The sequence below is a fragment of the Micromonospora sp. NPDC005979 genome (genome assembly GCF_040614415.1).
In the GTDB taxonomy this organism is placed as follows: Bacteria; Actinomycetota; Actinomycetes; order Mycobacteriales; family Micromonosporaceae; genus Micromonospora.
The window spans coordinates 11,925-25,094 of the sequence record NZ_JBEXUR010000015.1 but is presented as its reverse complement, the minus strand read 5'-3'; the positions used below and the strand labels follow the sequence as shown (position 1 = coordinate 25,094).

Below are 13,170 nucleotides of genomic sequence, written 5' to 3'. Positions count from 1 at the left end.
TCAAAAGACGACCACGTCACGGATGTAGCTGGCGAAGCGCCGGAGCTGGTACGCCTCGGGCACGGGCGAGGTCATACGGATGACGAGCTGCCGGTTGATGGCTCCGTCCTCGCCGCTGCGGAAGTAGGCGACCACGACGAGGCCGTGCCGTTGCGCGCCGTCGGCCTCGATGATCTGCTCGGCGTAGCTCCCGTACAGGCCACTGCGGATCCACTGCGCGCCCCACGCCTCCTCGACCGAGCGCATGGCGTTCTGCCACTGGTCGGTGCACGGCTGCGGGCACTCGCGCACGATCACGTCGCCGCCGACCGCCTGGTTGCCCGAGGCGGCGGTGCCGCACTGGTACTTGACGAACCCCTCGGCCCGCTCGGCGAGCGTGCACTGCCAGGTCGTCGGGACCTTCACCGGGAAGCCCAGGCCGTCGAGATCGGTGAGCGTCCGCACGGTGTCCCGCTCGGTGAACCGTGGCCACTGCGTCGGCCACGCGCCCGGCTTGGGCGGCTCGATACCCGGCGACTGCGGCGGTGTGGTCGGGATGGCCGGCGACAGGATGCTCGTGGTGGGCGCGGTCTGCGGCGCACCGGGATCGTCCGATCCGCCCCAGAGCACCAGGCCGCCCGCCGCGGCGATCACCACCAGGACCAGCGCCGCGACGCCCACCCACAGCCGGGTACGCGGTGGTCGTGGCTCGGAGGGCTTGATGCGGCGTACGGGCGCGGCGAACGGGTCGGCCGGCGGCACCACCGGGCGGGTCTGCGCGATCGGCGGCGCCGGGACCTCGACGGGGTCACCCGCGGTCGGGTCCGTCGCGGGGGGCGACGTGGGGGCGCCGGAGACCGGTTGCGGGGACGCGGACACCGGGTTCGCGTGCACGGCCCAGGGCGCGTGCGGCATGTCGGACACCGGGCCGGACGCGCCGGAGACCGGCGGCGGGCTGGACACCGGAGTGCCGGACACGGGGGTACCGGACACGGGGGTGCTGGAGACCGGCGTACCGGACACGGGCATACCGGAGACCGGCGACGTCGACACCGGGGAGGCGGAGACCGGCGGCGCGGAGACCGGCGGCGCCGGGGCGGGCGTGTACTCCACACCGAGGGCGCGGAACAGTTTCTCGGCGCCGGGGCCCGCTTCGGCCGGATACGCGACCCAGGGCGCGGTGGCCGAGAAGTCGGCGTACGCGAACGACATCGCTCCGGGGCCCTGGGCCAGGGAGTTGGCCGTGCCGGCGAACGCCTCCCGCCAACCCGCGGTCCCGGCGACGGCGGCGTCGAGCACCGCGACCGTCACAAGTCGACCGTGTTCGTCGATGGCAGCCCACGCCTTGCCGACCGGAGATCCGCCCAGCGCGTGGGTGAACCGGTAGGGGCCTTCCGGCTGCATCCGCAACTCCTCTGTCCAACCGCCGTGCGGATCCTACAATCACCGCTCCAGCGCGGTACGTCACCGTTGGGACCACCAACCAGGGCAATAACCATCGAATCGGTTGATGTCACGTCCTCGATAGTCGGCGATGTGTCCGACCGGTCGAGCATTGCCTCTGAAAGTTTTCATGCATAGAGTCCAAGTGTGAATGACAGCGCTGCCGAGGCGACGGCCGAGCAGGTCCTCGACCTGTTCGACGGGGTACGGCTCACCCCGACCCAGCGCCGGATCGCGCACTGTCTCGTGCAGCACGCGCCGACCGTCGCGTACCTCTCCGCCGCGGAGGTCGCCGAGCTGGCCGGGGTAAGCCAGCCCTCGGTCACCCGCTTCGCCGTCGCGCTCGGCCACGACGGCTATCCGGCGCTGCGCCGCCGCCTGCGGGACCTCACCGCCCGCACGACCGGCGGCCCGGCGGACACCGCCAACGAACTCCAGCAGGCGGTACGCGCCGAGATGGGCAACCTGGACCGGTTGGCCGGACAGCTCGCCGACACCGATCGGATCGCCGACACCGGGCGGCTGCTCGCGTCCAGCCGGCCGCTGCCGGTGCTGGGCCTGCGGGCAGCCGCGCCGCTGGCCGCGTACTTCGCCTACTTCGCCGCCAAGGTCCACCCGGACGTGCGGGTGCTCAACGACGGCGGCAGCCTGCTCACCGACCGGCTGGAGCAGGCCGCCGAGGCCGGGGCGTCCGCCGTGCTCGCCTTCGTACTGCCCCGCTACCCCCGGGAGACCCTGGACGCCCTGCGCGACGCGCGTGCCGCCGGGCTGACCGTCGTGGCGATCACCGACTCGCCGGTCAGCCCGGCCACCGAACACGCCGACGTGGTGCTGCCGGCCGCCGTCGGCGCCCAACTCGTCTTCGACCTGCACACCGCCCCGATGACCCTGGCGATGGTCCTGTTGCAGGCGATCTGCGACGCCGCGCCGGCCGACACCCAGCGCCGCCTGGAGGCGTTCGAAGCCTCCGCGGCCCGCCGACAGTTGTTCCTCGGATGAGGAGGAGACCGGAGATGACCCAGCCCATCCGTGCCGCACGGGGCAGCCAGCTCACCACCCGTGGCTGGCAGCAGGAGGCCGCCCTGCGGATGCTGATGAACAACCTCGATCCGGAGGTGGCCGAACGCCCCGACGACCTGGTGGTCTACGGCGGGACCGGAAAGGCGGCGCGGGACTGGCCGTCGTACCACGCGTTGGTGCGTACGCTGACCGACCTGCGCGCGGACGAGACGATGCTGGTGCAGTCCGGCCGGCCGGTCGGTGTGATGCGTACGCACGAGTGGGCGCCCCGGGTGCTGCTGGCGAACTCCAACCTGGTCGGCGACTGGGCGACCTGGCCCGAGTTCCGCCGCCTGGAACAGCTCGGCCTGACCATGTACGGGCAGATGACGGCCGGCTCGTGGATCTACATCGGCACGCAGGGCATCCTCCAGGGCACCTACGAGACGTTCTCGGCAGTGGCCGCCAAGAGGTTCGGCGGCACCCTGGCCGGCACGCTGACGCTCACCGCCGGTTGCGGCGGAATGGGTGGCGCGCAGCCCCTCGCGGTCACCATGAACGACGGCGTCTGCCTGATCGTGGACGTCGACCGCACCCGCCTGGACCGCCGGGTGCACGACCGCTACCTGGACGAGGTGGCCGACTCCCTGGACGACGCGGTCGCGCGGGTCCGCGCGGCGAAGCGGGACCGGCGCGCGTTGAGCGTCGGGGTCGTCGGCAACGCCGCCGAGGTCTTCCCGGAGCTGCTGGGCCGGGGCGTCGAGATCGACATCGTGACCGACCAGACCAGCGCCCACGACCCCCTGGCGTACCTGCCGGTCGGGGTCGAGCTGGCCGACGCGCGGGACTACGCCGCGGCGAAGCCCGCCGAGTTCACCGATCGGGCCCGCGCGTCGATGGCGCGGCACGTCGAGGCGATGGTCGGCTTCCTCGACGCCGGTGCCGAGGTCTTCGACTACGGCAACTCGATCCGGGGCGAGGCGCAGCTCGGCGGCTACCAGCGGGCGTTCGACTTTCCGGGTTTCGTGCCCGCGTACATCCGCCCGCTCTTCTGCGAGGGGAGGGGCCCGTTCCGGTGGGCGGCGCTCTCCGGCGATCCGGCCGACATCGCCGCCACCGACCGGGCCATCCTGGACCTGTTCCCGGAGAACGAGTCCCTGGCCCGCTGGATCAAACTGGCCGGCGAGCGGGTCGCGTTCCAGGGCCTGCCGGCCCGGATCTGCTGGCTCGGCCAGGGCGAACGCGACCGGGCGGGCGTGCGGTTCAACGACATGGTGGCCTCCGGCGAGCTCTCCGCCCCGGTGGTGATCGGCCGGGACCATCTGGACACCGGCAGCGTCGCGAGCCCGTACCGGGAGACCGAACAGATGGCCGACGGCAGCGACGCGATCGCGGACTGGCCGCTGCTGAACGCGCTGGTCAACACCGCCAGCGGGGCCTCCTGGGTGTCCATCCACCACGGCGGTGGTGTCGGTATCGGCCGGTCGATCCACGCCGGGCAGGTCTGCGTGGCCGACGGCACCGCCCTGGCCGGCCAGAAGATCGAGCGGGTGCTCACCAACGACCCGGCGATGGGCGTCATCCGGCACGTCGACGCCGGCTACGACAGCGCCCGCGAGGTCGCCGAGCGCACCGGCGTCCGAATCCCAATGACCGAGCAGTAAGGAAGGGCCCCTTGTTATCGAATTCTGTTGTAAAAGGGTCCCTTCCTAACAGATTCCGGGAGCTGTGGGACGAGATCGCGCCGGTCGGGCGGGACGCCGACAGCGGCGGCTACCTGCGGTACGCGTTGACCGAGCCGGAACACCAGTTGCGGGCCTGGTTCCACGGGCAGGCCGACCGTCGCGGCCTGCCGGTCACCGAGGACGGCAACGGCAACCTGTTCGCCCACTGGGGTGACCCGGAGGGCGCGGACGCCGTGCTGACCGGCAGTCACTTCGACTCGGTGCCGCACGGCGGGGCGTACGACGGGCCGCTCGGCATCGTCAGCGCGTTCCTCGCCGTGGACGAGCTGCGCGCCGCCGGTGTCACCCCGGTCCGGCCGCTGGTGGTGGCCGCGTTCGTGGAGGAGGAGGGCGCGCGCTTCGGCGTACCCTGCCTGGGGTCGCGGCTGCTCACCGGCGTGCTGGCGGCCGACCGCGCGGCCGGCCTGCGCGACGCGGCCGGGGTGAGCTTCGCCGACGCGCTCGGCGGGCGGCCGGCGGGCGCCCGCCCGGAGCTGCTGGGCCGGTTCGGCGCGTTCGTGGAGCTGCACGTCGAGCAGGGCCGCGCGCTCGTGGACGCGGACGCGCCGGTGGGGGTGGCGAGCGCGATCTGGCCGCACGGCCGCTGGCGTTTCGACGTGGTCGGTGAGGGCAACCACGCGGGTACGACGCGGATGGCCGACCGGCGCGACCCGATGCTCACCTACGCCTTCGGGGTGCTGGCCGCGAACAAGGAGGCCCGGCTGCGCGGCGCGCACGCCACCGTGGGTCGGGTCGCCGTGGAACCCAACGCCACCAACGCGATCCCGTCGAGGGTGACCGGCTGGCTGGACGCGCGCGCGGCCGACCCGGAGACCCTGACCGGGCTGGTCGACGCGGTCCGGGCCAAGCTCGCCGAGCGGTCCCGCCGCGACGGCACGGAGGTGCTGGTGACCGAGGAGTCGGTGACCCCGCTGGTCGCCTTCGACGGCGACCTGGCCGCCCGGCTGGCGACGCTGCTCGACGCTCCGGTGCTGCCCACGGGCGCGGGACACGACGCCGGGGTGCTCGCGGCCTACCTGCCCACGGCGATGCTGTTCGTGCGCAACCCGACCGGGGTGTCGCACTCCCCCGCCGAGGCCGCGAGCGACGACGACTGCGCGGCGGGGATTCGCGCGCTGGCCCGCGTGCTGGAGGAGCTGACATGCCGCTGACCGCCACCCGCTGGCTCGCCGAGTACGCCTGGCTCCCCGCGCACGCCGAGCCCACGCCCGACGTGCTGATCGAGGTCGAGGACGGCCGGATCAGCGCGGTGACGCCGCTGACCCCCGGGAGCCGGCCGTCGTCCGGGGTCGACGTGTACGCCGACGCCGTGCCGCTGCCCGGCCTGACCCTGCCGGGCCTGGCGAACGCGCACTCGCACGCCTTCCACCGGGCCCTGCGGGGGCGCACCCACGACGGGCGGGGTGACTTCTTCTCCTGGCGGGACCGCATGTACGCGGTCGCGGACCGGCTCGACCCGGACACCTACCTGGCGCTGGCCCGGGCGGTGTACGCCGAGATGGCGCTCGCCGGGATCACCTGCGTGGGCGAGTTCCACTACCTGCACCACCGGCCGGACGGCGGCGCGTACGACGATCCGAACGCGATGGGCGCGGCGCTGGTCGAGGCCGCCGCGCACGCCGGGGTCCGGCTCACCCTGCTGGACACCTGCTACCTCACCTCCACGGTGGACGGTCAGCCGCTCGCCGGACCGCAGCGGCGCTTCGGCGACGGTGACGCGGACGGCTGGGCGCGACGCGCGGCGGCGTTCCAGCCGACGGACTCCCACGTGCGGGTCGGCGCGGCCGTGCACTCGGTCCGGGCGGTCCCCGCCGACCAGCTCCGCACGGTCGCCGACTGGGCCCGCGACCGGCGGGCCCCGCTGCACGTGCACCTCTCCGAGCAGCCCGCCGAGAACGACGAGTGCCGGGCCGTGCACGGGCGTACGCCCACCGCGCTGCTCGCGGACCACGGAGTGCTCGGGCCGGACACCACGGCCGTGCACGCCACCCATCCGACCAGCGCGGACCTGACCCTGCTCGCCGACAGCCGGACCGGCGTGTGCCTCTGCCCCACCACCGAGCGGGACCTCGCCGACGGCATCGGTCCGGCCCGCCGGATGGCCGACGCGGGTATCCGGCTGAGCCTGGGCAGCGACAGTCACGCCGTGGTCGACCTGTTCGAGGAGGCCCGCGCCGTGGAGCTGGACGAGCGGCTACGCACCCGCCGGCGCGGCCACTTCACCCCGGTCGAGCTGTTCACCACGGCCACCGCCGCCGGGCACGCCGCGCTGGGGTGGACCGACGCCGGTCGGATCGCCGCCGGCGCCCGCGCCGACCTGGTGACGGTACGACTCGACAGCGCCCGCACCGCCGGCGTACCCCCGGTGGGGGCGTTCTTCGCGGCCGTCGCGGCGGACGTCGACCAGGTCGTGGTGGACGGCCGGGTGGTGGTGGCCGAGGGCCGGCACCTGAGCGTCGACGTGCCGGCCGAGCTGTCGGCGTCGATCGAGGCGGTGACTCCCTCATGAGCAGCCTGCTCGTCGACAACATCGGGGAGCTGGTCACCAACGGCATCGGCGCCGATCCGCTGGGCATCCGCCGCAAGGCGGCCGTGCTCGTCGAGGAGGATCGGGTGGCCTGGGTCGGGCCGGCCGCGTACGCGCCGTCCGCCGACCACCGGATCGACGTCGGCGGGGCCGCCGTGCTGCCCGGCTTCGTGGACAGCCACGCCCACCTGGTCTTCGCCGGCGACCGGGCCGCCGAGTTCGCCGCGCGGATGGCCGGCGAGCCGTACACCGGCGGCGGCATCCGGACCACCGTGGGCGCGACCCGGGCTGCCACCGACGACGAGCTGCGGACCACCGTGCGCCGGCTGCGCGGGGAAGCGCTGCGCCAGGGCACCACGACCATGGAGATCAAGAGTGGGTACGGGCTGAACGTCGCCGACGAGGCCCGCTCGCTCCGGATCGCCGCCGAGACCAGCAGTGAGACCACCTTCCTGGGCGCGCACGTGGTCCCCGCCGAGTACGCCGACCGGCCGGACGACTACGTCGGGCTGGTCTGCGGGCCGATGCTGGCCGCCGCCGCGCCGTACGCGAAGTGGATCGACGTGTTCTGCGAGCGGGGCGCCTTCGACGTCGACCACGCCCGCGCCATCCTCGCCTGCGGGCAGGCCGTCGGGCTGGGCGTACGGCTGCACGCCAACCAGCTCGGCCCCGGGCCGGGCGTGCAGCTCGGGGTCGAGCTGGGAGCGGCCAGCGTCGACCACTGCACCCACCTGAGCGACGCCGACGTCGACGCGCTGGCCGGCACCACCCTCGACGACGGGTTCGGGACCACCACCGTCGCCACCCTGCTGCCGGGCGCCGAGTTCTCCACCCGCTCGCCGTACCCGGACGCCCGCCGGCTGCTCGGCGCGGGCGTCACCGTGGCCCTGGCGACGGACTGCAACCCCGGTTCGTCGTACACCTCGTCGATGCCCTTCTGTATCGCCCTCGCGGTCCGCGAGATGCGGATGACCCCGGCGGAGGCGGTCTGGGCCGCCACCGCCGGTGGCGCGCGGGCGCTGCGCCGCGACGACATCGGCGTGCTCACCCCCGGCGCGCGGGCCGACCTCGTCGTCCTGGACGCGCCGTCCTACCTGCACCTGGCCTACCGGCCCGGTGTCCCCCTGATCCGCCAGGTAATTCGCAACGGAGTACCGCAATGACGCACGTGACCATCCAGCCCACCGGGATCACCGCCGACGACGTGCTCGCGGTGGCCCGCGGCACCGCCACGGTGGTCCTCGACCCGGCCGCCCGGGACGCGATGGCGACCAGCCGCGCGATCGTGGACGGCATCGAGGCCGCCGGACGACCGGTGTACGGCGTCTCGACCGGGTTCGGGGCCCTGGCGAACACGTTCGTCGCCCCCGAGCGGCGGGCCGAGCTGCAACACGCGCTGATCCGCTCGCACGCCGCCGGGGTGGGCGCACCGATGCCCCGCGAGGTGGTACGCGCCATGATGCTGCTGCGCGTACGCTCGCTCGCCCTGGGCCGCTCCGGGGTCCGGCCGCTGGTCGCCGAGGCCCTCGTCGACCTGCTCAACCACGACATCACCCCGTGGGTGCCGGAGCACGGCTCGCTGGGCGCGTCCGGCGACCTGGCGCCGCTGGCGCACTGCGCGCTGGTGCTGCTCGGTGAGGGCTGGGTGCTCGGCCCGGCCGGCGAGCGGCAGGACGCGGCCGACGTGCTGGCCGCCAACGGGCTCAAGCCGATCGAGCTGGCCGCCAAGGAGGGGCTGGCGCTGATCAACGGCACCGACGGCATGCTCGGCATGCTGCTGCTGGCCATCCACGACGCGGCGCACCTCTTCGCCATGGCGGACGTGACCGCGGCGCTGGCCATCGAGGCGATGCTCGGCTCGGAGCGGCCGTTCCTGCCGGAGCTGCACGCCATCCGGCCGCACCCCGGTCAGGCGGCGTCGGCCGCGAACATCCACCGGCTGTTGCAGGATTCGCGGGTCATGGACTCGCACCGCGACGACCTGGCGCACGCCGTGCAGGACGCGTACTCGATGCGCTGCGCGCCGCAGGTGGCCGGCGCGGCCCGCGACACCCTGGACTTCGTCCGCACGGTCGCGGCCCGGGAGCTGGTGTCCGTGGTGGACAACCCGGTGGTGCTGCCGGACGGTCGGGTCGAGTCGACCGGGAACTTCCACGGCGCTCCGCTCGGTTTCGCCGCCGACTTCCTCGCCATCGCCGCCGCCGAGGTCGGCGCGATCGCCGAGCGGCGGGTGGACCGACTGCTCGACGTGACCCGCTCCCGGGAGCTGCCGGCGTTCCTCTCCCCCGACGCCGGGGTCAACTCCGGGCTGATGATCGCCCAGTACACGGCGGCCGGCATCGTCGCCGAGAACCGGCGGCTGGCCGCGCCCGCGTCGGTGGACTCGCTGCCCACCAGCGGCATGCAGGAGGACCACGTCTCGATGGGCTGGGCGGGGGCCAAGAAGCTGCGTACCGTGCTGGACAACCTCACCAGCCTGCTCGCGGTGGAGCTGCTGGCCGGAGTACGTGGCCTGCAACTGCGCGAACCGCTGGTGCCGTCGCCGGCCGGTCGGGCCGCCGTCGCCGCGCTCGGTGCGGCGGCCGGCGACCCCGGCCCGGACGTGTTCCTCGCCCCGGTGATGGAGGCGGCCCGTGCGGTCGTCGCCGGCCCCGAGCTGCGCGCCGCCATCGAGCGGGAGATCGGCCCGCTGGGCTGACCTCCACGGGTCGCTGTCGTCCGCCGCGGGTCAGGCGGCGGGCGGCAGCACCTCGCGCGCGTCAGGCGGCGGGCGGCAGGACCTTGGCGACCAGCTTGGCCAGCTCGCGCAGCGCCTTGCCGCGGTGGCTGACCGCGTCCTTCTCGGCCGGGGTCAGCTCGGCGTTGGTCCGGTCCTGGCCGTCGCCCAGGAAGATGGGGTCGTAGCCGAACCCGCCGTCGCCGCGCGGTGCGCGCAGCACCCGACCGGGCTGCCGGCCGTCGACCAGGTGCTCCTTGCCGCCGGGCAGCACCAGCGCCACCGTGCAGACGAAGGACGCCGCCCGGTGCTCGTCCGGCACGTCGGCGATCTGGTCCAGCACGAGCTGGAGATTTGCCTGGTCGTCGCCGTGCTTACCGGCCCACCGGGCACTGAACACCCCGGGCATCCCGTTCAGCGCGTCCACCGCGATGCCCGAGTCGTCGGCGATGGTCGGCAACCCCGTCCGCCGGCATCCCTCCCGCGCCTTGATCAGCGCGTTCTCACCGAAGGTGAGGCCCGTCTCGGGCAGCTCCGGGTACTCTTCGACGTCGTCGAGGCCGAGCAGGGCGATCCGGTGCGCGCCGAGCGCGCCGTCCAGGATCCGCTGAAGCTCCACCAGCTTCTTACGGTTCCGGGTGGCCAGCAAAACCTTGTTCATGAGGAAAGCGCCTTCCGCTGGGCTTCGGCCAACTCGGCGCAACCGGCCACGGCCAGGTCGAGCAGGCTGTCGAGCTGGTCCCGGGCGAACACGCCCGCCTCACCGGTGCCCTGCACCTCGACGAAGTCGCCCGTGCCGGTGCACACCACGTTCATGTCCACCTCGGCGGCCACGTCCTCCTCGTAGCAGAGGTCCAGGCGCGCCTCACCGGCGATGATCCCGACGCTGACGGCGGCCACCGAGCGGTGCATGACCTTCTCCGGCTTGCCGGCGAGGGACTTACGGGCCGCCAACCAACCCACCGCGTCGTGCAGCGCCACGTACGCGCCGGTGATCGCGGCGGTCCGGGTGCCTCCGTCGGCCTGCAACACGTCGCAGTCGAGCACGATCGAGTTCTCGCCGAGCGCCTTGAGGTCGATGCAGGCGCGCAGGCTGCGACCGATCAGTCGGGAGATCTCGTGGGTACGGCCACCGACCCGACCCTTGACGCTCTCCCGGTCGGAGCGGGTGTTGGTGGCCCGGGGCAGCATCGCGTACTCGGCGGTCACCCAGCCGAGCCCGGAGCCCTTGCGCCAGCGGGGCACGCCCTCGGTGACGCTCGCCGTGCAGAGCACCCGGGTGCCGCCGAACTCGACGAGCACCGACCCCTCCGGGTGGGTGCTCCAGCCTCGGGTCAGGGTCACCGGTCGAAGTTGAGAGGGCCCTCGCCCGTCAGGTCGCGCCATCCCTGCACCCTATGCGGTGCGGGGATCCACCTCGCCCCGGGTGCCCTGCGGCACGTCCGCGCCGTGTGCCGCCAGGAATCCGGCGACCGCCGCCGGCCACCCGAACTCCTCGGCCCGCGCCCGGGCGGCCCGCCGCCGCTGCGCCTCCGGACGGGCCACGAGGCGCAGCACGGCCTCGGCCAGCGACGCCCCGGAGCCGTACGCGGCGAGCCCCGCCGAGCCGACGACCTCGGGCAACGCGCTCGCGGCGTTCACCACCACGGGAGTGCCGCAGGCCAGCGCCTCCAGCCCGGCCAGGCCGAAGGTCTCCACCGGGCCGGGCGCCAGCACCACGTCCGCGCTCGCGAGCAGCGCGGCCACCGCGGCACGGTCGGGCAGAAAGCCGGTGAACGTGACCGGCAGGCCGGCCGCCCGACGGGCCAGCGACGCGCGCAGTGGGCCGTCCCCGGCCAGCACGAGCACCGCCGGCACACCGGCCCGGCGCAGCTCGGCGAGGGCTTCGACCGCCAGTTCCGGCCGCTTCTCCGGAGACAACCGCGCGCAGTGTACGAGCAGCAGCTCGGTCGGGTCGGCATAGCGTTCCCGCAGCCGCGGGTCGGCCCGCTCCGGTCCGAAGGTGTCCAGGTCCACGCCGAGCGGCACCAGGTGGACGTTGTCGGCCCCGATGCGCGCGAACTCCTCGGCCGCCCACCGGGTCGTGCACACGATCCGGTCGTACGCCCGGCTGGTGGCCCGGTTGAGCCGGTCGGCGGTCGGCCGGCGCAGCACGTCCGGCACCCCCCACTGGCCGAGCAGGCCGGTCAGCGACTCGTGCGAGACCATCACCGACGGCACCCCGTGCGCCTTCGCCCAGGCCCCCGTCCAGCGCAGCGAGGACCGGTCGGACACCTCCAGCCGGTCCGGTGTCAGCTCGGCGAGCACCCGGGCCAGCCGCTGCCGGCCGGCCAGCAGCCGGTAACCACCCGTGCCCGGCAGCTCCAGGCCCGGCAGGGTGACCACCCGACCCCACGGGTGCCACTCGTGGGCGCTCCGTCGGCCGGGCACCACCAGCACCGGATCGTGTCCCGCCGCGCGGTAGCCCTCGCCGAGGTGCCGCAGCGCCGTACGGAGGCCGCCGGAGCGCTCGGTCACGAAGTTCGCGAGCCGGACGATCCGCAGCCCACCGGCCGTCACCGTCACGACGCGGCCGGCAGGGCGACGGTGGCGGCGCTGGCGCGTACCGCGTGATAGTGCCCGACCAGCTCGTCGCCGACGGCCGCCCAGCTACGCCGGCGCACCGCGGCGCGGGCCGCCACCCCGTACGCCCGACGTCGGTCGGCGTCCCCGGTCAGCTCGGCCACGGCGGCGGCCAGCGCGTCCCCGTCGCCGGGCGGCACCAGCAGCCCGGTCCGGCCCGAGTCGACCAGGTCGACCGGCCCGCCGCTGGCCGGAGCGACCACCGGCACCCCGGACGCCAACGCCTCCTGCACGGTCTGGCCGAACGTCTCGTGCGGACCGGTGTGCGCGAACACGTCCAGGCTGGCGTAGAGCCGTGCCAGGTCCTCGCCGTGCCGCACACCCAGGAACGTGACCCCCGGCAACGCCCGCTCGAGCTGACGACGGGCCGGGCCGTCACCGGCCACCACCACCCGTACGCCCGGCAGCCGGGACGTCGCCGCCAACAGCTCGACCCGCTTCTCCGGGGCCAACCGGCCCACGTAGCCGACCAACAGCTCCCCGCCCGGGGCGAGCCGACGCCGCAGGTCGGCGCAGCGCTTGGCCGGGTCGAACCGGACGGCGTCGACGCCCCGGCCCCACAACCAGATCCGCTGCACGCCGTTCGCGATCAGGTCGGCCGCTGCCCGGGTCGACGGCGCGAGCGTCCGTTGGGCCAGATTGTGGATCTCCCGGAGTCGCCGCCACGCGGCCGCCTCACCCCAGCTCACCCGGTACGCCCGGGCGTAGGCGGCCACGTCGGTCTGGTAGACCGCCACCATCGGCAGCCCGTACCGGTCGGCGAGGGTGGCCGCCCGCGCGCCGAGAACGAACGGGCTCGCCAGGTGCACCACGTCCGGCGCGGCCGAGAGCAGTGCCCCCGCCAGCCGGGTACCGGTCGGCACGCCCAGCCGGAAGCCCTGGTAGCGGGGCAACGGCACGCTGGGGATACGCACCACCGGGTACGCCAGACGGTCGACGCCCCGCCGGTCCGCGCCGGAAGGCGCGGGTGCGATGACGACCGGCTCGTGGCCACGGGCCAGCAGGTGTTCGGCCGTACGCACCACGGAGTGCGCGACGCCGTTGACGTCCGGCGGGAACGACTCGGTCACGATGGCGATCCGCATGTCCACACCGTGCGGGTGCCGGGGGTGCGCCAGACGACCAGCCGCTGACCGGCC

General features: G+C 74.3%; 11 protein-coding genes. 6 read left to right on the top strand and 5 right to left on the bottom strand.

The window, feature by feature from the left end:
* The gene (locus ABZ272_RS23460) at positions 1–1,383 is read right to left on the bottom strand and encodes a hypothetical protein (RefSeq protein WP_355052061.1); all 1,383 of its coding nucleotides are present in this window, start codon (positions 1,381–1,383) and stop codon (positions 1–3) included.
* A gap of 186 nt (positions 1,384–1,569) precedes the next feature.
* Between ABZ272_RS23460 and ABZ272_RS23455 the strand changes: the two genes are divergently transcribed.
* The 6 genes from ABZ272_RS23455 to hutH are packed head-to-tail and all read left to right on the top strand — an operon-like array spanning position 1,570 to position 9,391.
* Entirely contained in the window at positions 1,570–2,421 is an 852-nt protein-coding gene (locus tag ABZ272_RS23455) for a MurR/RpiR family transcriptional regulator (protein WP_355052060.1), read from the top strand.
* Positions 2,422–2,435: 14 nt separating this feature from the next.
* On the top strand, positions 2,436–4,085 hold the full coding sequence (gene hutU / locus ABZ272_RS23450; protein WP_355052059.1) for a urocanate hydratase: 1,650 nt from the start codon (positions 2,436–2,438) through the stop codon (positions 4,083–4,085).
* 11 nt (positions 4,086–4,096) lie between these two features.
* Positions 4,097–5,317 carry an allantoate amidohydrolase gene (locus tag ABZ272_RS23445; protein ID WP_355052058.1) on the top strand — a complete coding sequence of 407 codons (1,221 nt, stop codon included), beginning with the start codon at positions 4,097–4,099 and terminating at the stop codon, positions 5,315–5,317.
* Positions 5,308–6,675, top strand: coding sequence for a formimidoylglutamate deiminase (locus ABZ272_RS23440; protein WP_355052057.1), 1,368 nt, complete (start codon positions 5,308–5,310; stop codon positions 6,673–6,675). The genes ABZ272_RS23445 and ABZ272_RS23440 overlap by 10 nt, the downstream gene beginning before the upstream one ends.
* Positions 6,672–7,856 (top strand): imidazolonepropionase, encoded by a 1,185-nt coding sequence (gene hutI, locus ABZ272_RS23435; RefSeq protein WP_355052056.1) that lies wholly within the window; start codon positions 6,672–6,674, stop codon positions 7,854–7,856. The genes ABZ272_RS23440 and hutI overlap by 4 nt, the downstream gene beginning before the upstream one ends.
* Entirely contained in the window at positions 7,853–9,391 is a 1,539-nt protein-coding gene (gene hutH / locus ABZ272_RS23430) for a histidine ammonia-lyase (RefSeq protein ID WP_355052055.1), read from the top strand. The genes hutI and hutH overlap by 4 nt, the downstream gene beginning before the upstream one ends.
* A gap of 61 nt (positions 9,392–9,452) precedes the next feature.
* On the opposite strand, the gene rdgB is transcribed toward hutH, so the two are convergent.
* Genes rdgB through ABZ272_RS23410 form a run of 4 tightly spaced genes read right to left on the bottom strand, consistent with a single transcriptional unit; the run spans position 9,453 to position 13,116 of the window.
* Entirely contained in the window at positions 9,453–10,070 is a 618-nt protein-coding gene (gene rdgB, locus ABZ272_RS23425) for an RdgB/HAM1 family non-canonical purine NTP pyrophosphatase (RefSeq protein ID WP_355052054.1), read from the bottom strand.
* Positions 10,067–10,795 carry a ribonuclease PH gene (gene rph, locus ABZ272_RS23420; protein WP_355052053.1) on the bottom strand — a complete coding sequence of 243 codons (729 nt, stop codon included), beginning with the start codon at positions 10,793–10,795 and terminating at the stop codon, positions 10,067–10,069. Before rph ends, rdgB begins: the two co-directional genes overlap by 4 nt.
* A gap of 9 nt (positions 10,796–10,804) precedes the next feature.
* Positions 10,805–11,974: a glycosyltransferase gene (locus ABZ272_RS23415; RefSeq protein WP_355052052.1), complete on the bottom strand. Its 1,170-nt coding sequence runs from the start codon at positions 11,972–11,974 to the stop codon at positions 10,805–10,807.
* Entirely contained in the window at positions 11,971–13,116 is a 1,146-nt protein-coding gene (locus tag ABZ272_RS23410) for a glycosyltransferase family 1 protein (RefSeq protein ID WP_355052051.1), read from the bottom strand. The genes ABZ272_RS23415 and ABZ272_RS23410 overlap by 4 nt, the downstream gene beginning before the upstream one ends.
* Positions 13,117–13,170 lie beyond the last annotated feature (54 nt).

Bases quoted from the DNA above. Each gene is read 5' to 3' on its own strand.
- ABZ272_RS23460 (WP_355052061.1), bottom strand. From the start codon at position 1,383: ATGCAGCCGGAAGGCCCCTACCGGTTCACCCACGCGCTGGGCGGATCT.
- hutU (WP_355052059.1), top strand. From the start codon at position 2,436: ATGACCCAGCCCATCCGTGCCGCACGGGGCAGCCAGCTCACCACCCGT.
- ABZ272_RS23440 (WP_355052057.1), top strand. From the start codon at position 5,308: ATGCCGCTGACCGCCACCCGCTGGCTCGCCGAGTACGCCTGGCTCCCC.
- hutI (WP_355052056.1), top strand. From the start codon at position 6,672: ATGAGCAGCCTGCTCGTCGACAACATCGGGGAGCTGGTCACCAACGGC.
- hutH (WP_355052055.1), top strand. From the start codon at position 7,853: ATGACGCACGTGACCATCCAGCCCACCGGGATCACCGCCGACGACGTG.
- rdgB (WP_355052054.1), bottom strand. From the start codon at position 10,070: ATGAACAAGGTTTTGCTGGCCACCCGGAACCGTAAGAAGCTGGTGGAG.
- rph (WP_355052053.1), bottom strand. From the start codon at position 10,795: ATGGCGCGACCTGACGGGCGAGGGCCCTCTCAACTTCGACCGGTGACC.
- ABZ272_RS23410 (WP_355052051.1), bottom strand. From the start codon at position 13,116: ATGCGGATCGCCATCGTGACCGAGTCGTTCCCGCCGGACGTCAACGGC.